Here is a 19,878-nt window from a genome sequence, read left to right on the forward strand (position 1 = left end):
GGGCGTCTCCTCCTCTCACTCTTACTTCGCTTCTTGTTCTGAACCGTCTGCAGGCTTGTCGCCTACCCGGTCCGTCACGGCCACCATCGCGGTCCGAAGGACCCGGTCGCCGAGCTTGTAACCCTTGCGCATGACCGTCCCGAGTACGGGGTCGTGGCCTTCGCCTTCATGCTGCACCGCTTCGTGGAGTGCGGGATCGAAATCGTCACCCTCGTTACCGAAGTCGGTCAAACCCAGACCCGTCAGGGTCGTGTTGAGCTTGTCCGCGAGTGCACGCAGTGGACCCGATTCGAGGTCACCGTGTGCCCGAGCGCGATCCAGGTCGTCGAGGATTCCGATGAGCTCGGTGATGACCGAAGCCCGCGCGGTTTCCTTGATGACCTGCTTGTCACGCTCGACGCGACGACGGTAGTTGGTGAACTCCGCCTGAAGTCGCTGCAGATCCGCAGTTCGTTCGGCGAGCTGATCGGTGGCGGATGCTTCCTCCACGATCGACTCTGCTTCCTGAACTACCCCTGTGTCTTCCGAGTCGAGCGGCGGCAGGGATTCCCCCGCCGCCTCTCCCTGTGCACCGGTCTCGGGGTCGACCGGGTTGTTCTCGGGGTTGTCCGAGGTCACTTCTTGTCCGAGTCGGTGGGCTCGTCGACAACCTCGGCGTCGACGACGTCGTCGTCATTGCCTGCGCCGTCGGTGTTTCCGGCCTCGTTTGCAGCGGAAGCCTCGTAGATGGCCTGGCCCAGAGCCTGCGACTCGGTGCCCAGCTTCTCCACTGCGGTCTTCACTGCAGCGATGTCGGTGCCTGCCAGGGCGTCGTTGACGTCCTTGACCGCTGCCTCGACCTTGGTCAGGATCTCCTCGGAGACCTTGCCCGCGTTCTCACCTTCACGCTGCTCCTTGACGAACTTCTCCGTCTGGTGGACCAGCGACTCGGCCTGGTTGCGAACCTCTGCCTCTTCGCGACGGGCCTTGTCTTCCTCGGCGTGAGCCTCGGCGTCCTTGACCATGCGCTCGATCTCTTCTTTGGACAGACCGGAGCCGTCCTGGATCTTGATCGTGTTTTCCTTGCCGGTGCCCTTGTCCTTCGCCGTCACGTGCACGATGCCGTTGGCGTCGATGTCGAAGGTGACCTCGATCTGCGGAACGCCACGCGGGGCGGGCGGCAGATCGGTGAGCTCGAAGGAACCGAGCAGCTTGTTGTGCGAAGCGATTTCGCGCTCACCCTGGAAGACCTGGATCTGCACCGAAGGCTGATTGTCGTCAGCGGTGGTGAAGGTTTCGGAACGCTTCGTGGGGATCGTGGTGTTGCGCTCGATGAGCTTGGTCATCACGCCACCCTTGGTTTCGATACCGAGGGAAAGCGGCGTGACGTCGAGGAGCAGAACGTCCTTGACCTCACCCTTGAGCACGCCGGCCTGGAGTGCGGCGCCGACTGCGACGACCTCGTCCGGGTTGACGCCCTTGTTGGGCTCACGGCCACCGGTCAGTTCACGAACCAGATCGGAGACGGCCGGCATACGGGTGGAGCCACCGACGAGCACGACATGGTCGATGTCCTTGACGGCGATTCCGCTGTCCTTGATCACTGCCTGGAACGGCGCACGAGTGCGATCGAGCAGGTCCGAAGTGATCTTCTGGAACTCGCTGCGGGTGAGCTGCTCGTCCAGGAAGAGCGGGTTCTTGTCCGCGTCGACCGTGATGTACGGGAGGTTGATGGAGGTGCTCTGCGAGCTGGAGAGCTCGATCTTCGCCTTCTCCGCAGCCTCACGCAGACGCTGCAGCGCCATCTTGTCCTTGGTCAGATCGATGCCGTTCTGAGCCTTGAACTTGTCGACCAGCCAAGCGACGACGCGCTCGTCCCAGTCGTCGCCACCGAGGTGGTTGTCACCGGAGGTTGCGCGAACCTCGACGACGCCGTCGCCGATTTCGAGCAAGGAGACGTCGAAGGTGCCGCCACCGAGGTCGAAGACCAGAATGGTCTGCTCGGTGTCACCCTTGTCCAGTCCGTATGCCAGTGCAGCCGCGGTGGGCTCGTTGACAATACGAAGGACGTTGAGGCCGGCGATCTGGCCGGCTTCCTTGGTTGCCTGACGCTGTGCGTCCTCGAAGTACGCGGGGACGGTGATGACGGCGTCGGTGATGTCTTCGCCGAGGTAAGCCTCCGCGTCACGCTTGAGCTTCATGAGCGTGCGGGCGCTGATTTCCTGCGGCGTGTACTTCTTGCCGTCGATTTCCACGTTCCAGTCAGTGCCGATGTGGCGCTTGACGGAGCGGAGGGTGCGGTCGACGTTCGTGACTGCCTGGTTCTTCGCGGGCTGACCGACGAGAACCTCGCCGTTCTTGGCAAATGCGACCACCGAGGGGGTGGTACGTGAGCCTTCGGCGTTGGCGACCACTACGGGCTCGCCGCCCTCCAGCACTGCAACTACCGAGTTGGTCGTACCGAGATCGATACCGACTGCACGAGCCATAGTGTTCCTACCTTTCGTTCTGCGGTTCTCTGCCCGAGTGGTTGATCTCGAACATGACCGCGAGTTTTTCGCTTGGTGAGCGTCCTCCGCTCAAGTTTGCCTCCGACCGTAGCCGGGAGTCAACTCGAAGTTGAGCCGAGGGCGCTCAAGCTTGTCGAAATGGTCAACTACAGCCCACGTAGATTTGTTCCCGCCTTCCCCGAAAAGCCGAAAAAGTGTGCCACATCACTTCCAGATCTGTACGAATGGCTACGATCGGCCGGTGACCGATCCCGACAATCCTCCCGTTCGACCTGCTCGACCGGCGCCGGCGCGCCCAGCCCCCGAGCGACCCGACGTCTCGGTTCGGCCGCTCCGACCTGCAGCGAACGACGAGACGCCCAAAGCCGTGACGTTGTCTACTTCCGCCTGGATCGGCTCGTTCGTAGTCCTGGCCGGTATCGCCGGAGTGGTAGTCACCAGTCTCGACGACGTCCGGTCAGCCCTCGAGGAATCGACTGCGCGCGACAATCCCGGATACTCGTCCACCGACATCTCCGATGCCGTGACGGTCGTCCTGGTGGGCAGCGGCGGCGGCGCTCTCGTCCTGGTCCTGCTCGCACTCATGAGCCTTCAACTCCTCCGTGCCCGCAAGAACGCCGGGCGGGCGATGACGGCGATCGTGGGAGTCGTGAGCATCGCGGCCGGACTCGGCTTCATGTCTCTGGTCGACGGCGCTGCGGATATCGGCGCTGGAGTTCTGAGATGGGGTCCGATTCTCTACTGTGTCCTTGTCGCAGTGGCGGCGATCGCTCCGTTCGCTCCCGGTGTCAGCACTTGGTTGCGAGTACGCCGATGAAGGTTCACGTACAACTCGACTCCGCGCCGGGCGCGGGGGCTGCTCGCAGCCGTGAACTCGCGGAGACCGGCGCCGGTGGCCTGTTCACCTTCGAAGGACCACACGACGTGTTCTTCCCACTCGTCGAAGCGGCATCGGCCGTCGACCTCGACCTGATGACCAACGTCGCCATCGCGTTCCCCCGTAGTCCCATGCATCTGGCACATTCGGCCAACGACCTGCAGTTGCTCAGTCGCGGGCACTTTCGCCTGGGTCTCGGATCGCAGATCAAACCGCACATCGAAAAACGCTACAGCGCAACGTGGTCGCGTCCAGCGGCCCGCATGAAGGAGACGGTCGCCGCGGTCAAGGCGATCTTCACGGCATGGGAGAACACCTCGACGCTGAACTTCCGCGGCGAGTTCTACACCCACACTCTGATGCCACCGACTTTCGATCCCGGCCCCAATCCCTATGGGCCGCCGCCCATCCTGATGGGGGCACTCGGGCCGGTGATGACCCGAACGGCGGCGGAGGTGGCCGACGGACTACTGGTCATGCCGTTCCACACGCACCGCCATTTCCTCGAACGAACACTTCCGGCCGTCGATGCCGGTCTTCGTGAATCCGGCCGCACCCGAGAAGAATTCACGATCATCCCGCAGGTCATCGTCGGCGTCGGCCGCGGCGACGAACAACTCGCCGCGGCTGCACGAGGCGTCCGAGCCCTGCTCTCGTTCTACGGTTCGACGCCCGCATACCGTCCGGTGCTCGACGTCGAAGGGTGGGGCGAGGTCCAACCGGAACTCAATGCCCTGTCCAAGCGAGGCGGCTACGCCGACATGGCGTCACTGATCACCGATCCGATGCTGACCACACTCGCCGTCGTCGGCACCCCCGAAGAGTGTGCGGCCGAGATTCGGCGGCGGTTCGGCGAGCATGCCGACGAGGTGTGCTGCTACTTCCCCGGTTACGACGCAGAACCGGCCGACGTGGCGTCGCTGATCTCGTCTCTCGACTGAACTGCTCAGGCTCGCAGAGTGCGTGCCAACTCGACGAGCGATTCCCGGGCAGCGCGCAGGCTTTCGTCACCCTGCTCGATCAGAGGTGCCATCGCCGGAATACGGTGCGCCAACGTCAGTTCCGCGGTGATGACGGAGACATCCATTCCCATCGACACCCCGAGCACCTGCACGAGTGGCGGGACGGTGTGATCGTTGGCCTCGTTCCCCGAACCCGGCCCATAGGTGTTCCCACGGCTGGACACGATCACCACCGGCTTACCGGCCAGCGGCTGAGTGCGCGTGTCGAAAGGCACCGTCGTCCCCAGGACGTGTACGTAATCGATCCATGCCTTCAACGTGGACGGGATCGACCAGTTGTACATCGGTGCACCGATCACGACTGCGTCCGCAGCGATGAGTTGCTCGATGATCCGAGCCTGCAGTGCTTCCGCGGCGGGATCCGGAATCTCCCCATCGACTCGCAAGCGTGGTGCGTAGTGCAGGGCCGCATCCGCGAGGTGCGGCAACGGATCCCGATGCAGGTCCACCGTCACCGTCGTGTGATCCGGGCTGTTCTTCGACCACTGCTGAGCGAACAGGGCAGTCAGATCACGCGAGGTCGAGTTGTGGAGTTCGGCAGACGAATCGATGTGAAGTAGCTGTGGCATTCCTCATCACTACCAGAGCGCGCTCAACTCTTCTCCGCGGCGAGATCGGATTCTGCCGCGTACTGCGCCAGCAGAACACGTTCGCGCTCGCGATGCGGATAGAAGAACGTCACCACCGCGGCCCCGGCGCACACGATGATGATCGCCGCGATGTAGGCGTTTGTATCCCCGTCCAGGAAGGCGTTTTTGGCGGCGGTCATGATTTGGTCCGCGTATTGCGGGTAGCGTTCCGCCAGAACTTCGGCGCTGGAGAAAGATTTGGTGAGCGCGGCCTGAGTTTCGGGAGTCACCTCCGATGCGTTCGGTGATGACGAGATCGCATTACCCAACGATTTTGCGTACCCGGCCGTGAGTATTCCGCCGAGAATCGACTGCATGATGGCCCCGCCCAGGTCGCGTTGCAGGTCCGACGTTCCCGACGCCATACCCGCGCGATGCACGGGAACGGATCCGGTCAGCGAACGAGATGCCGGTGTGCCGGCCAGGCCGACGCCGATGCCGACCAGTGCGTAGGCCAGCGCGACCTGCCAGTACTGCGTGCTTTCGTTCCACAGGAACAGCGCGACGAACAACCCCAGAACGACGAACAAGTAGCCGGAGAGCAGCGTGACGCGGGCGCCGTACTTTTCGATCATGGTCGCCGAGCGCGGCGCAACGATCACCATCGCCAGCGCAGCCGGAATGATCGCCGCACCGGCTGCCAGCGTCGAGTAGCCGAGGACGTTCTGCAGGAACTGCTGGCCGATGAACATCGCACCCATGAGCGAACCGAACACGACCAAACCGCCCACCGCCGCGACCCAGAAGGTCGGGCGCGCGGCTACGTGAAGATCGAACAGCGGATTGACCGCGCGTCGCTGTTGCAGGAAGAACCCGATACCCGCGACGACCGCTATTGCCCCGAGCACCAGAGCCAACGTGCCCGAACCCTTCACCGGCGCGAAGTTGATGGACAACACCAGCGCCCCGATGAAGACGATCGACACTGTGCCGCCGAGGTGATCGACCCGCTCGGTCGTCTCGTTGACGTGAGCGGGCACCAACACCAGCGAACAGATCAGGGCCACAAGGGCCAACGGAAGGGTGACGAAGAAGACCGAACCCCAGTGAAACTGCTCGAGCAGCGCCCCCGAGACGATCGGACCGAGTGCTGAAATCGCGCCACCTATTGCCGACCACATGGCAATCGCCTTGGTTCGTGCCGGTCCGGCCCACAGCGCCGTGATGATCGCCAGCGTCGTCGGGAATGCCAGACCTGCCGACACGCCCCCGACTATCCGAGCGAGGAACAGCACTTCGAAGTTCCCGGCGAATCCCGCCACGATCGACGCCGGAATGGACAGCGCCATACCGGTGACCAGCAACATCTTGCGGCCGTATCGGTCTCCCAAGGCCCCCAGGTAGAGCACCGTTCCGGCCAAGCCGAGCGAGTACCCTACCGCGATCAGGTTCAGTTGCGTCTGGCTGGCGTCGAAGGCCCGCCCGATGTCCGGCAGCGCGACATTCGCGACCGAGAGGTTGAGGTTCGCGACCGCAGCGACCAGGATGAGCGTCCCCAGGACGAGGGTGGCTCGATCCGGTGAAGCGGACTTGATGTCACTCGCCATGCGCGTGCTCCCATCGAGGTGGGACCCGGACCTGGGAGTTATGCCCGGATCATCCCGAACTCAAGATAGAACCCTCTCCAAGCGCTCGCACAGTGAACGGGTCCCTATTCGGGCACAATTTCAGCCAAGACGCCCTCGGCGCTGCGGGCAGCAACCAGGCACGCGCGCGAGGTAAACCTGTCGAAGAGCGGATGCCTGGACAACTCGCGCCATCGCCGGACAGCCGCCGTAGCCCGCGCACGCTGCACCTCCGGCGATTCTTCCGGTTCGCAGCCCAGACGGTCACTGGCCCGGATTCCGTAGCCACCGATCAGTCTTTGCAGTTGTGCCAGGTCGTCGGGTGGCAGATCCGTGTGTACCGAACGAAGTCGCCCGAGCAGTCGAAGTTCGTGGAAACCGTGAACGTCGGCGAGCAACCGTTGTGCCTCTGCCGCGATCTGATCGCCTTCCTCACTCGGATCGGCTTCGAGGATCCGGCCCAACGTCACCAGAGCGGTGTGCGATTTCAGTTGATCCGCGCGCTGCCCGAATTGAACGTCGATCACCTGACGCAGTTCGTCCAATCCGCTTCGCTCCAACAATTCCGCGGCCAGGGACGGGGAATCAGTGGCGCCCAGCTTGATCGACGTCACGGCGAGACGAATTCCGAAGAGCCCGAACCGATCGGCCAACTGCGCGCGCATGGCCGCGTCGACCGGAAGCGGACTGTCCTGCCTGGCAAAACGGTCCGCGGAGAGCAGCGCAAGGCTCAGATCCTCGGCCGGAACCTGCGCGAGCGCCGAGAAGGCCGCGAACTCACTCTGCCGCATCGTCCGAGCAGCGAGGGCGAGCAAACCTGCCACCGGAACCACCGACTGGCACAGGCCGGTTCGCTCCAACTCCTCGGCAAATCGTGCCGCGACGTCCTTCGCCGAGGACAATGCGTCGAGTCTGCCTGCACCGACCTCGTCAGCGCGCGAGAGAACACCGATCACTCCGAGCGGGCCGGATTCTCCGCCGACATGATCAGCGATCTTCCCGAGGAACTGCATGTCGCTGGCGTTCAGGGCGCGCAGCAGATAGACCACTGCATCCGCGCCCGGTGCCCCGCCGTCGGGAACAAGCATGTCCCACGTTCTGGCCGAAACCTCGGTCGAGAGCGACGAGGTACCAGGGGTGTCGATGATCGTCGTGCGAGCCAATGCCGAAGACGGCCAGTCGACGTCGATGCGGTCCACCGAGTCTGCGGTGTACTCCCCCAGATCGAACGTGAGCCTGCCGTCGCGGCGCGTCACCGGCACGTTGAACTCGGCACCGTTCTCGGCCGTCGCGGTCACCTGCGGCGTTGTCCCGTTCCGATACCAGGTGACGACGCGCGTGCACTCCGTCGCGTCGGTCGGCGCTATATCCTGTCCGACAAGCGAATTGAGCAGCGTCGACTTACCCGCCTTGAGGGAGCCGGCGAGCGCCACTCGGAGTGGCTCGTCGAGCCTGGCCGCACATTCTTCCAACTGGGCTCGCGTCTGCGGTTGGTCCGCGTAGACCCGTCTGGCGTGGTCGATCAGTGCGTGTGCCGACTCCACGGCGGTCAGAGCAGTCGCGGCATTCATGCGTTGGTCACCTTTGCCGAAGCAGGAGCGGGAGTTTCGCCGATCAGCGTTCCGGCAACGGCATCAAGCTCTGCGACGACGCGCATGTCGGTCTCCAGACGCTTGATACGAGCTGCATGTTCACTCGACTCCAACTGCGCGGCTTCCTGCGTGGCGCGGAGGGATTCGTTGATCGAGCGCAGCGCCTGCTCGGCGATGTCGGTGAAATGATCCCGCAGAAGCCGCTGCACCAGGCGGAGGCGATCCTTCGACTCCTTGCCCACCTGGAAGCTGACGTCGTCGGCAAACCGTCGGATAGCCGCTTTCGCCTCGGCCCGACGCTTGAGCACCTGCGCTTGCTTGTCTTCGCGATAAGCCTTGGTTCCCAGCAGAACCCCGGCTCCGATCGAGATCGGGTTGACCAGTGCCATGCCCATCATCGTGGTGATCAAGCCGAACATCAGGACGCCGCCGTACGAGCCGCGCATGCCGACCAGGACCTTCTGAGTGATCCCGATTCGGCCGGATTCGAGGTCCGACAACGCGCCAACCGGTTCCAGGAAACCGTCGGTGTCGGCAACGTCGAGATGCGGGAGCGCGACGTCGCCGGTCTCCGCAAAGTGCTGCGCCACAACCTCTGCCAACCATTGAGCTCGATCGTGAGCCCACACGAAGTTGTCTCCGATGGCGGTGGCAATCTCCTGTTCGAGCCACTCCCCTACAACGTCCCAGTCCTTACCGGGATCGCCTTCGTCGACAGTCTCCTCGGCCTGGCGGGTGACCCGGCGCAACCGGTCCCGGAGGTCGTGATCGATGTCGGCGGCGAGGTCTGCGATGCCGTCGCCGAGGCTCTGTTGCCAGAGTGAGGTCTTCTTGTGCAGTTCCTCGGCCGCTGCCCGAGCACGCTGCAGGCCGGCGACCGCTGCCTGAGCTGTCGACGGATCCTTCAACGCCGCAAGCTCACTGCCCATCTCCAACGTCAGATGCGCTGCCGCGGAACGGACGTCCATCGCAACGGCGCGTCGAGTGTTCGACTCGGCACGCGCAACGACGTTGTCCCGCAGAAACTGATAGAGGTCCAAAAATCCGGATTCCGCTTCGAGTTCCTTGTCCCCCAGCCTCAGAGCGTGCGACCGCAGTACCGAGGAGATCGGAATGAGCGGCAGGTCCAACCCGGCTCGCTGGAGATGTCCGCGATCGGCGTCGAGGATCTGCCGCCAGTGCGGGTACAGATCGGTCTTGCTGATCAACCCGGCTACCGCAGGACACAGATTGACGACCTGGCGGATGAATCCCAGCTCCGGTTCGGTGAACTCCTGGCTGGAGTCCGACAGAACCAACACTGCATCGGCCGCAGTGATCAATCCCAATGTTCCTGCAGCATGAGGATTTCCATGACCACCGACACCGGGGGTGTCGATCAGAACCAAACCGTCGGCCAACAGAGGACTGGGAACACCCACTTCCACACGCAGAACTTCACGCCCTTCGGCGCGAGGCGTGGCCGGCGTGATCCCCATCAGTTCTTCGAGTGGGAGGGGCACCCGAATGGGCGCCGCACCCGGATCGGCGAGAATCAGTTCGGCGACCGCGGTCTCCGCGTGCTGAACGACCGTCGCCACGGCAGTGGTCTCGTCGTCACCGACCGAGCACACGTCGATGCCGAGCAGAGAATTGACGAACTGGCTCTTGCCCTGCTTGAGGGGTCCGACCACCACGATACGAATACGCGGATCATTGACTCTGACCTGAGCATTCTCGAGTCGGCGCACCAGATCCGTTCGCCCGAAATCCTTCGCCACGACTGCTGTTCGTTCGAGCAACGACGCCGTCGACGACGCGACGCGCGCCTTCCGACTGCTTACCTGACTCGCTGAATCACTCATGAGCTTCGTTGACCCGCAATTCTTCCCGACTCGAATATCCGGCCCTGCGAACGCATAGCGCGCGCAGGGCCGGATTTGTTACATCAGGTCATTTTGACCGATTTCAGTTCCTGCGTCAGCAGATCAGGGATGCAGGTGATCGACAACCGCAACCGGGTCGATGTGATCGACCGGCGCTGCAACCGAATCCTCGGCGAAGAGCGAGTGCCCGGTAGCGGCGCTCAGTCCCGAATCGGAGCCCGAACCGAAAGCATCGGTCGCATCGATCGACGACCACGGGTTCAGCGCACCGGTCAACGAACTCGTCAGGTCGGACACTCCGCTGACTGCTCCACCGAGTGATCCACCCAGGTCAGCGACGCCGCCGCCGCCAACGGTACCGCCACCGTCGAAGGTGCCACCAGCAGCCGCGGCTGCGTCGGCACCGATCGAACCCGTCACGTCGGTAGCTGCTCCGACAGCCCCGCCGAGCGATCCACCGAGGTCGGTGACGCCGTTCAGTGCTGCGCCGAGCGACCCTCCCAAACCTGCTGCCGCGTTCGTGGCTGCGTCGAGACCTGCGGTTGCGTCGAGCCCTGCTGTTGCGTCCAGAGCACCGCCCACCGTCGCTCCGAGATCGCCGGTCACAGCGCCGAGGTTCAGTCCGTCCGCCGCGATACCTCCGAGGTCGACGGAAGGCAGTTCAGCGGAGATCGGGCCAAGGTTCACTGCGCCGAGGTCGACGGAAGGCAGGTCGGCGCCGATCGAACCGGTGTCGATTCCGCCGAGGTTCAGTGCCGTGTCCAGCGCTCCACCGAGTGCACCTTCGGCACCGAGAACGCTGTCGAGTGAGCCCCCCAGTCCGAGGCCGGCGCCCAGCGCACCGTCCAGCGCGCCGGTGAGGTCCGTGCCCACGGAACCGACAGCACCCAAGCCACCTGCACCTGCGAGAGCGGTGTCGAGAGCCGCAGCCACACCGGCGGCCAAGCCTGCTTCGCCGCCCAGGCCGAGTGCACCACCGAGGTCGATTCCGGTAAGTCCACCTGCGCCCAGCGCCGCGTCGAGGGCGCCGCCGAGTCCACCTGCGAGCCCGGCATCGACGCCGAGCGCCGAACCGAGGACGCCTTCGAGAGCCGTCGACAGATTCGCGCCGCCGCCCAGAGCCGCTGCGAGGTCTGCGCCGAGACCGCCTTCGATGTCGAGTGCTCCCCCGAGCAATCCGCCCAGTGCGCCGCCCAGGTCGGCTCCGACCGTTCCGCCGGCGCCGAGGGCACCGGAGAGTGCTGCGCTGAGCTGGGCGCCGAGGTCCGCGCCGCCGCCGAGTACGGCGTCAAGGTCGAGTCCTCCGCCGAGGCCCAGTGCTGCGTCGAGTGCGCCGCCGAGTGCAGTTTCCAATCCGCCACCGACGCCGAGTGCGCCGCCGAGTGCGCCGCTCAGGGCAGCACCGAGGTCGAGGCCGCCTGCGATATCGGTGAGGACGCCGACATCCGTGATCGCTCCGAGGACGCCGCCGAGCGATGCACCCAGATCGGCGCCGATCGTGCCGCCGGCTCCCAGGACACCGGAGAGCGCGCCGGACAATGCCGTGCTGAGGTCGCCCGTCAGAGCGCCGGCCAGATCCAGGCCGCCGCCGAGGGCAAGGGCGGATTCCAGAGCGCCGGTCAGGCTCGCCCCCAGTTCGCCGCCGATGTCGAGAAGACCACTGAGGTCTGCTGCGCCGCCGAGGAGTCCACCGAGAGCCAGTCCGAGATCGGCTCCGAGATCGCCACCGATGGCGAAGACGGGTGCAAGAGCTCCGCTGAGCCCTGCCGTCAGGTCGAGTCCGCCGACCGCGCCGATCGCGGCGTCGAGGGCTGCTCCCAGTTCCGCGGTCAGGCCGCCGGTCACCCCGAGGGCACCGCTCAGAGCCGCGCTGAGCTGTGCGCCCAGATCGAGAGCTCCCTCGAGATCGAGTGCACCGCCCAGACCGAGACCGGCTTCGATGACAGCGCCGAAGGCTGCACCGAGGTCGGCACTGATCTCGCCGCCGATGGCAAGCGCAGCACTGAGGGCTGCTGCGAAGTCGCCGACCAGGTCGAACTGGCCGCCGAGGGCTCCTCCGACTCCGAGGCCCGCGCCGGCGCCGAGACCCAGGCTGCCGCCCAGACCGCCACCGAGACCACCGGTGAGGCCGCCGCCGATTCCGAGTCCGCCGCCGATCGCACCGGCAGCGGACGCGCCGGCGTTGACGATCGCGGACAGGTCGGCGCCGCCACCGGCAAAGAGGCCGGACTCGGCGACCAGCGGAGCGACCGCGACGATGTCGGCGGGGCTGACGTCGCACAGACCGGCAGCATTGAGGGCCGCAGTCGGGTTGGCGCAGTAGTTGGCAGCTGCCTCGTCGTCACGAAGTAGCCCGAGGATGAATTCGAGTACGGCGTTCGTTGCCATGGCGGGTTCTCCTGAAGTTCGTTGACCGGGTTGTTGCCGGTGGGTTGTTGCCGGTGATCCGGAAACTGGTGCGCTGCCAGAGGTAGCGAGTGGAATCAACGCTAAGAACTTTTGCGGTGGGGGCCAACGGGGTGCACCCCCCTCATCTGCAGGGGCGGACGGGGAAGTCCCCTATGGGCTACGCCCGGTCGGATTAGGGGATATGCCCCGATTAGGGGATCGGCCCCCTACTTCTTCGCGACGCCTCCGATCCGGTAACGATCTTGGTCCTGAAACCGACATCGCAGACAACCGCGACAGTCCTTCTGTCGCCCACGACCAGGGGAGTTCGTTCATGGCGGCAGGGCTCGGCATCAGCATCGGTTCGGCCACTCTCGTAGCTGTCACCGACGGCTCGACCGGTGAAACGCAACAGGTCCGCTTACCCAGTGCACTGCAATTGGACGACGGATCCGTCATCACCGGATTTGTCGAGCGCGTCGGCGACCCGATTCCGATACTTGCCGCCGACGGTACCGAGTACCGTGGCGAGGCTCTCGCGGCAACAGCGGTAGGCGCGCTCGTGGGCCAGGCGGACGGCGATGAAGGGACAACCGTTGTCCTGGCTCACCCGGTGGCGTGGAACCGCCACACAACACGCACCATGGAGTCCGCGCTGGACGATGCCGGCGTTCACGGGGCTACTCTCGTCGCCGAACCTGCGGCCGTCATGGCGTGGCTCGCCGCTTCCGGAACCGCTGTCAACGACGGTCTGACCGTCGTCTACGACCTCGGCGCTCGCTCGCTCGACGTCACGATGATGTCCACGACCGGCGGACGGAGCGAAATCTTCGGAAAGCCACTGCGCAGCGAGGACATCGGCGGCGACGAATTCGATCACCTCGTCACCGTGCACCTGCTCGATGCGGTTTCCGACCACTTCGCAACCCTTGATCCCTTTGCTCCCGAGACGATTGCCGCGCTGGAAACTCTGCGCGAGAATGCCCGCGCAGCCAAGGAGGAGCTTTCCACCGAGACGGAAACCGTTGCCCGAGTGGCGCTTCCCGGCGCCCTGAGCGACATCCGACTCGTCCGTTCCGAGCTCGAGGATCTGATCCGGCCCGCCCTCACCGAATCGGTGGCTTTGGTGCGTGAAAGCCTGCGATCTGCCGGCGTCGAGTCCAGTGACGTAAATCAGGTTGTTCTGGCCGGAGGAAGCTCGTCCATTCCCCTAGTCGCCGAACTGTTGTCTGCGGAGCTTCGTGTCCCGGTGATCGCCGACGCCGATCCAGCGTCGTGCGCGGCGTCCGGCGCCGCGGCCCTCGCACTCGACGCCAGAGACTCGCACGTGCCGGCCGCCGCCACTGCAGTGATTCCCGTCGAGCCGTCGCGCAAGCCCGCACCGGTTCCCACCTTCTCCACGCCGTTGATTGCCGAGCCGACTGAAGAAGAGAACACGGCGACTCGACGCTCGTCGAGAGTGGGTGTCGTTGCTGCAGTGGTGGGAGCATTCATCGTGCTCGCCGCAGGCGGACTCGGAATCGGAACAGCCATGGACAAGATCAACATTCCGTCCAGTTCGGCGAACACCACCAACGAGTCCACCTCGTCCACCGCTTCGACCACACCGGGCTCTACTCCCGGCAGCACCACGGCAGCCGAAGCAGCAGGCACCGGATCCACGACTGCGAACAACGGTACTCAGAACAATCAGCCCGGATCTCCTGCTGCCGCAGCGGGTTCGACAACGGCGCCAGGGGCAGTGCCGGTTGCCGGCGCACCGGCTGGATCCGCGCCCGCACCGAGCGAGACCGCCCAGTCGGCGCCTGCACCTGCCGCACCCGGCGCCCCGGCTCCCGCACCAGCCCCCGCCCCCGGCCCGGCACCCGCGCCCGCCCCGGGAGCAGGCGTCGGAACCGGTATCGGTGATGCTGCGACCGGCATCGGCAACGGAGTCGGCGGTCTGGTCGACGGCGTCGGGAACGGAGTCGGCGGCGTGGTCGGAGGCCTCGGTAACGTCGTCGGTGGTGTCGGCAACGTGGTCGGTGGTGTCGTCGGCGGCGTCACCGCGCCGATCCGCTGACCGGACGGCTTTCGATGAACCGTGACAGCGGCGCCGAATCGTCCTACATCGCGGGACTTTTGCGCGGCATCAACCTGACTGCATCGCCACTGCGCCTGTTCGTCACCGGGACCGACGCCAGCGCTCGACCCCAAGTGACGAGAGCGGTGCGGAAGAGAATCGAATCGGGTGACAAGCCCGTGGTCACCGCAGTCACGCTTGACGCCCCGGTCGATGCGATCGTGGTGATCGCGGACGCGCAGGCTCTGACCTCCGACGAAATCCGCGCCCTGAACGAACTGGTTCACCGTGACGACCTCGGAGTTGTCATCGCCTCCGATCGGATCGATCCTCCACTCGCACCGATCTATTCGAACATCTCGAGTTTCGGCACCGTCCTTCATCTGAACCCGTTGAACCGATCCGACATTCGGAAGATCGCCGCAGAGCGAAGAGTTCCGCTCGACGACCGTGCCGTGCTGGCGCTCGAGCACCTTGCCGGTGGTTCCTTCGGGGCCGTCGAAGCGTATTTCGCCGCTGCCTCGGCGGGCCGCCCGGAAATGGCGACAGCCGTACGCACACACATCCTCCATCAGGTCACAGCTCTGCATCCGATCGAGCGGGAGATCCTCGAGGTTTCACTCGCCGTCCCGGACATCGACGCCTTCGAACTCGATCTGGGACAGGAGAAGTTCAGCCTCACAGCGGCATTCGACCGAGCACTGGCGACCGGCCTTTTCGGTTCCCGATCACCTCTCGTCGCAAGCGTGCTGGCCGAGTCGACCAGCACCGCGCGAATCCGCAGCGAGCTGATCAGAATCGTCGAATCACGCGCGAACGCGCGAACTCTCGACGTCGACACCGCGCGAAAACTTTTCGACTCCGGCATCCGCCACCGCGACCTCACGGCCGTACTACGAGACGCAGTCGACGGCAGCACACCGGCGGTCGCGGCAGATCTCCTCCGTCGCGTGAATTCGATCGAGGCTCTCGGCCTGGCCGACACGCTTCTGTACGCCCAGGTCTCGGCTCGAAGTGGTGACCTCGACACCGCTTGCCGCCTGGCCGATTCCGTCATCGCCGAACCCGATCCCGGCAACGCGCAACTGGCGGCGGCGGTACGAATCCGCGCAGCTTCATCCGCGGCGTGCGGCCAACTCGGCGCCGCTGCAGATCTCTACACCTGGCTCGGTCCGGAGCGCACCGGAACCGAATCCCCCTTCGCCGCAATCACCTTCCTCGGCATCGGCAAGGTCGACGACGCGAACGCAGCACTGACCGGAATCACCGGATCACCGTCGAGTTCCACGGTCGGCGCTGCGACCCTGGCCAACGGACTGATGCAGTCGGTGACGGGAGTCGCACCGACTGCGCTCAACACGATGTCGCGCGCGCTCTCGCTCCCCGGCGGAGCAGACACATCTGCATTCCAGCCGGATTCCGCCCCGGCACTGGTAGCTCTTGCACTCCTGCACAACGGCGCCCACGAACGGGCCGCCACTGTCGTCTCGGCCGCGATCGCCGCCGTCGACGCAAGCAGCCACACGTGGGCACGGCTCCACATCCTTCGCGCCTGGATCGCGATGGTCCGCGGGCAGGACGCGGTCCTCGAGGGCCTTCCGGACGAGGTGGTCCGCGGCCCCCTCCGCGAGCGCGACTCACTGTTTCTACACGCGCTGATCGTCGGCCTCGCTCGTCGCACCGGCGATCTCGCTCAGTTACGTCGAGCTTGGTCGGGCGCGGCCGGCGCCCTCTCTTCGTGCAGCGTAGATCTCTTCAATCTCCTCCCCGTCGGCGAACTGTGGCTTGCCGCAGTGCGACTCGACGAGACCGAGCAGGTCGAGCATCTGGTCGACGACGCGCGCTCGCTCCTGCGCGCACTCGGTGAGCCGCCACTGTGGTCTTCGCCGCTTCATTGGTACGGCGTCCAGGCATCGATCCTCGCGCAGTCACCCGCCGACCTCCTTCCACATGCGCGCGCACTCGCGGAATCAGCCAAAACCCACACGTACGCAGCCGGTTTGGCGACCGCAGGCCGCCAGTGGCTCCTCCTCCTCCAGGGCAGCATCGACGCCGACGATGTCGAAGCCGCGGCGCGGACGCTGAGTCGGATCGGACTCCCCTGGGACGCAGCCCGCCTCGCCGGCGAAGCAGCGCTCCGCACACCGGACACCAAATCGGCGACGGCATTGCTCCACGTCGCGCGCTCGCTACGCACAGCGTCGACGGCCGAGACGAACGGAACCGATTCGGCCGACAATGCGGCGCCACCGTCGGTACTGACCGAGCGCGAACAAGAAGTTGCCGAACTCGTCGTCGTCGGCCTGACGTACCGGGAAATCGGCGAACGTCTCTACATCTCCGCCAAAACCGTCGAGCACCATGTCGCACGCATCAAGCGTCGCGTCGGCGCGCAGTCTCGTTCGGAACTGCTCACCATCCTTCGTAGCATGACACCGGCGAACAAATAGTTAGCTGAATATTGTCCGAACGGTTGCATTTATCCGTTCGAGTGATAGTTTTCACAGGAATCAGGGCATACATACCGAGCAAAGTTCGGTAACTGTGAAACGGGGATCGCTATGAAGTGGGGAGTCGGACTCGTCGTCGGCAACAAACAAAGCATTGCCGCGATCGCGAAACCCGACTCGGCACCAGTGATCCTCGAACGCGAATCGGTGCTGCACCACGCTCCTGACGGCACCGTGCAGCTAGGTGGAACCGCGACAGGATCCGCCGGCTTGCGGGGGTTCCTCGACAGGGTCGGAACTGACGATACCGACAACTTCTCCGAGCACATGACCCGAGGAGAGGAACTCGTAGCGACAGCGATGTATTGCCTGGTCAAGGAGGTCCGGACACTCACTGACCAGAGTCCGAACATCTCCGCGGTGATCCCGGCTGGTTGGTCGAACGATTCTGTCGCCGCGCTCCGTGACGCACTCGACAGTATGGATCTCGACGGCGTCGACCTGATTCCGGAAGAGGAAGCCTCCGCGGCTTGGCTCGCGGATCCGGAGGCCGCCGACAGAGCAGCTCGCGGAGCAGCAGCGTTGGCCGCGCCTTTCGCGATCGCCCCTACCCAACCCGAACCCGAACCAACCGACCTGGCCGAGCCGGAGGGAGTCCCCGAGGAGTTTCCACCGTTCGTCCTGATCGAGCCGGAGCCGGAAAGTGACGCAAAGGTCCCGGTCGCGAAAGCACCGAGCGTCGACGGCTGGCTGAATCGTCAGTGGCAGTCGGAGCGCCGACCGATCATCGTCGCAGCAGTCGCCGCAGTTTTTCTGACGCTGTCGGGTTGCGCGGCAGCGCTCGTCATCGCGCACACGTCGACGGTTCCGGCGCCTCGGATTCTCGACGCACAATCTCCCTTGTCCCCCGGCACCACGCCTGACACCGCACCGAGCCCGTCCGGCGGGGCATCGCAGACAGCGACCTCGCTCCCATCTCAGGTACCCGCGCTCGGATTACGACCGACGACGCCGTGGTCACCCGAACCGGAATCGCTCTCGCCCGACCCCTTGCCGACATCCGAGATTCCGAGCGTCGGCGTCGAAAAATCGCCGACGGGCACCGCGACCGTGCAGCAAGGTTCGCCGATCACCGTGCAGATCCCCCCACTTCGGATCGAGAATCTACCGCCGGCCGTCGGACCGCTGGATCCGGTTACCCCGGACAACCCCACCGCGACCGACCCCACGAATACACAGTCGACGCCGACACAGCCCTCCAACCCGACCGACACAACCGATCCGGCGGCTCCGAATCCCGACATGCCCGTCATGCCCGTGGCCCCGAGACCCGGAATGCCAAGTCAGCCAGAATAATTCAGCTGTCCGAGCGGAGGCGCACATTCGTTGTCGGAACTTTTCCCCTATGGTGGGTGCGGTACCTACCGGCTCGGTGCCGGGGACTTGAAGGGATTTCATGCGTAACTCGTTGGCGATCCGCACCGCTGTGGTCGGCGCCTCGGCACTACTGCTCGCAGCTCCATTCATCACGACGGCATCGGCAGAGCCCGCCTCCGATACGCAGGTCGAACAGCTCGAAGCCGATCAGCTTCCGGCCGAGTTGGTCGAGGCGATCGCACGCGATCTGAAGATCTCCCCACAGGAGTATCTGGACCGCGCCGCCAAGGCTCAGGAACTCGGCGCATACGCCCAGGAGTTCAAGTCCGAGCGCCCTGGCGACTATGCCGGCTCGTGGATGGGACTCGACGGTCAGCCCGTCGTAGCCGTCACCACCACCGAAGCTGCTCGCATCGCCGCCGACGACGGTTACCGCACGCACGTCGCCCCTGTCTCCGCCGACACCCTCGAGAAGACGCTGGCCGACGTCAACGGTTGGATTGCCGGGCTGCCCAAGGAAATCTCACGCGCAGTCAATTCGGCGACGATCGACGTCTTGAACAACCAGGTCGTCATCGACGTCGCGAACAGCCCCGTCGGGCAGGCGCTCAATCTTCCGACCCTGCTCGAGAACACCAAGATCGTTCTCAGCCCGGACGGTGGCGGATCGGTCGAGCCCGGAGCACTCGGCGGCGACACCTACATCACGTCGACTGGCCCCATTCGTGAGACGCCGACCGAGAACATCTCGGTCTGCTCGTTCGGGTTCAACGCCGTCGACGATCAGAACAATGCACTCAATATCAGTGCCGGACACTGCAATCCGGCCGAGGGCTCGAAGTCTCCGGTCTACCTGCCGAACCACGCGAACGTCGACGACAGTCAGTTGATCGGCGCGTTCTCACAGTCTTCCGTCGGCAACAACTCCGGCGATCTCGATTACTCGGTCATCAAGTTCGACCAGTCGGGCATCGACGCAGGCCTCGACCGCGCTGCCGTCCGCGGCGCCAACGGGACCACCCTCGCGATCACCGGAACAGCACGTCCCGTGATCGGCGCTCCCATCTGCAAGTCCGGTCAGACGTCCTCGTTCACCTGTGGCGTCGTGGCAGCCGATCGCGTCGAAACACAACTGGTCATGGCCGACGGTGATTCACGAACCGTCCGCGGATTCGCCGGTACCGCGTGCACCCTCGCCGGGGACAGCGGCGGCGCCATCGTCTCCGGAACCTTGGCGCTGGGTATCACCAGCGGCTCCAACAGCAGCGGCGCACCGAGTTGCAACGAGGCGAACCTGGTACTGGCAACCTCCGGTGGAACCTCGAACCTGGGTATTCCGGTCGGAGACATCCTCGATGCGGCAGATCGCGCATCCGGTGGCGGTGTCGGTTCCGGTATCCGCGTTCGCACTGCCGGTTGACCAACCCCTGATTCACGCTCTGTGCCCGCCGATCTGTTCTCGATCGGCGGGCACAGTGCTGTTATCGGTCGGGATCAGCGCTGTGTGCTCATGTAACGGGTGGGAATAGCGCGTTCGAACCCATATAGTCATGGTCGACTGT

General features: G+C 64.9%; 13 protein-coding genes. 6 read left to right on the plus strand and 7 right to left on the minus strand.

Translation table 11 applies throughout. The features are described from left to right. Nucleotides 1-21 precede the first annotated feature (21 nt). Entirely contained in the window at nt 22-618 is a 597-nt protein-coding gene (gene grpE / locus DBV08_RS09990; RefSeq protein WP_095972475.1) for a nucleotide exchange factor GrpE, read from the minus strand. Continuing rightward, complete coding sequence (dnaK, locus tag DBV08_RS09995; RefSeq protein ID WP_003944365.1) at nt 615-2,468, minus strand: molecular chaperone DnaK; 1,854 nt, start codon at nt 2,466-2,468, stop codon at nt 615-617. The genes grpE and dnaK overlap by 4 nt, the downstream gene beginning before the upstream one ends. 262 nt (nt 2,469-2,730) lie before the next feature. On the opposite strand from dnaK, the gene DBV08_RS10000 reads away from it, so the two are divergent. Together DBV08_RS10000 and DBV08_RS10005 are read left to right on the plus strand one after the other, a co-directional pair. Continuing rightward, entirely contained in the window at nt 2,731-3,306 is a 576-nt protein-coding gene (locus DBV08_RS10000; RefSeq protein ID WP_260395473.1) for a hypothetical protein, read from the plus strand. Next, nucleotides 3,303-4,307: a TIGR03617 family F420-dependent LLM class oxidoreductase gene (locus DBV08_RS10005; RefSeq protein ID WP_095972476.1), complete on the plus strand. Its 1,005-nt coding sequence runs from the start codon at nt 3,303-3,305 to the stop codon at nt 4,305-4,307. The genes DBV08_RS10000 and DBV08_RS10005 overlap by 4 nt, the downstream gene beginning before the upstream one ends. A gap of 5 nt (nt 4,308-4,312) precedes the next feature. Here the strand turns inward: DBV08_RS10005 and DBV08_RS10010 are convergent, their stop codons facing one another. The 5 genes from DBV08_RS10010 to DBV08_RS10030 all read right to left on the minus strand — a co-directional run bounded on the left by DBV08_RS10010 (nt 4,313) and on the right by DBV08_RS10030 (nt 12,427). Next, nucleotides 4,313-4,957 carry an FMN-dependent NADH-azoreductase gene (locus DBV08_RS10010; protein WP_124567338.1) on the minus strand — a complete coding sequence of 215 codons (645 nt, stop codon included), beginning with the start codon at nt 4,955-4,957 and terminating at the stop codon, nt 4,313-4,315. Between the two features lie 23 nt (nt 4,958-4,980). Continuing rightward, a complete protein-coding gene (locus DBV08_RS10015) occupies nt 4,981-6,564 on the minus strand; it encodes an MFS transporter (RefSeq protein ID WP_124567339.1) in 1,584 nt (527 codons plus the stop codon). A 104-nt stretch (nt 6,565-6,668) separates the two neighbouring features. Next, nucleotides 6,669-8,153: a dynamin family protein gene (locus DBV08_RS10020; protein ID WP_095972479.1), complete on the minus strand. Its 1,485-nt coding sequence runs from the start codon at nt 8,151-8,153 to the stop codon at nt 6,669-6,671. After that, complete coding sequence (locus DBV08_RS10025) at nt 8,150-10,018, minus strand: dynamin family protein (RefSeq protein ID WP_124567340.1); 1,869 nt, start codon at nt 10,016-10,018, stop codon at nt 8,150-8,152. The genes DBV08_RS10020 and DBV08_RS10025 overlap by 4 nt, the downstream gene beginning before the upstream one ends. A gap of 123 nt (nt 10,019-10,141) precedes the next feature. Beyond that, nucleotides 10,142-12,427, minus strand: a complete 2,286-nt coding sequence (locus DBV08_RS10030) for an IniB N-terminal domain-containing protein (RefSeq protein WP_124567341.1) — start codon at nt 12,425-12,427, stop codon at nt 10,142-10,144. Nucleotides 12,428-12,761: 334 nt separating this feature from the next. Between DBV08_RS10030 and DBV08_RS10035 the strand changes: the two genes are divergently transcribed. The 4 genes from DBV08_RS10035 to DBV08_RS10050 all read left to right on the plus strand — a co-directional run bounded on the left by DBV08_RS10035 (nt 12,762) and on the right by DBV08_RS10050 (nt 19,736). Beyond that, nucleotides 12,762-14,489, plus strand: a complete 1,728-nt coding sequence (locus tag DBV08_RS10035) for an Hsp70 family protein (protein ID WP_124567342.1) — start codon at nt 12,762-12,764, stop codon at nt 14,487-14,489. Nucleotides 14,490-14,503: 14 nt separating this feature from the next. After that, nucleotides 14,504-16,939: a LuxR C-terminal-related transcriptional regulator gene (locus DBV08_RS10040; RefSeq protein WP_124567343.1), complete on the plus strand. Its 2,436-nt coding sequence runs from the start codon at nt 14,504-14,506 to the stop codon at nt 16,937-16,939. 111 nt (nt 16,940-17,050) lie between these two features. After that, nucleotides 17,051-18,295: a hypothetical protein gene (locus tag DBV08_RS10045; RefSeq protein ID WP_124567344.1), complete on the plus strand. Its 1,245-nt coding sequence runs from the start codon at nt 17,051-17,053 to the stop codon at nt 18,293-18,295. A 100-nt stretch (nt 18,296-18,395) separates the two neighbouring features. After that, nucleotides 18,396-19,736, plus strand: a complete 1,341-nt coding sequence (locus DBV08_RS10050) for a S1 family peptidase (protein WP_124567345.1) — start codon at nt 18,396-18,398, stop codon at nt 19,734-19,736. Nucleotides 19,737-19,878 lie beyond the last annotated feature (142 nt).

It is taken from the genome of Rhodococcus sp. KBW08, assembly GCF_003852455.1.
In the GTDB taxonomy this organism is placed as follows: domain Bacteria; phylum Actinomycetota; class Actinomycetes; order Mycobacteriales; family Mycobacteriaceae; genus Rhodococcus_F; species Rhodococcus_F baikonurensis.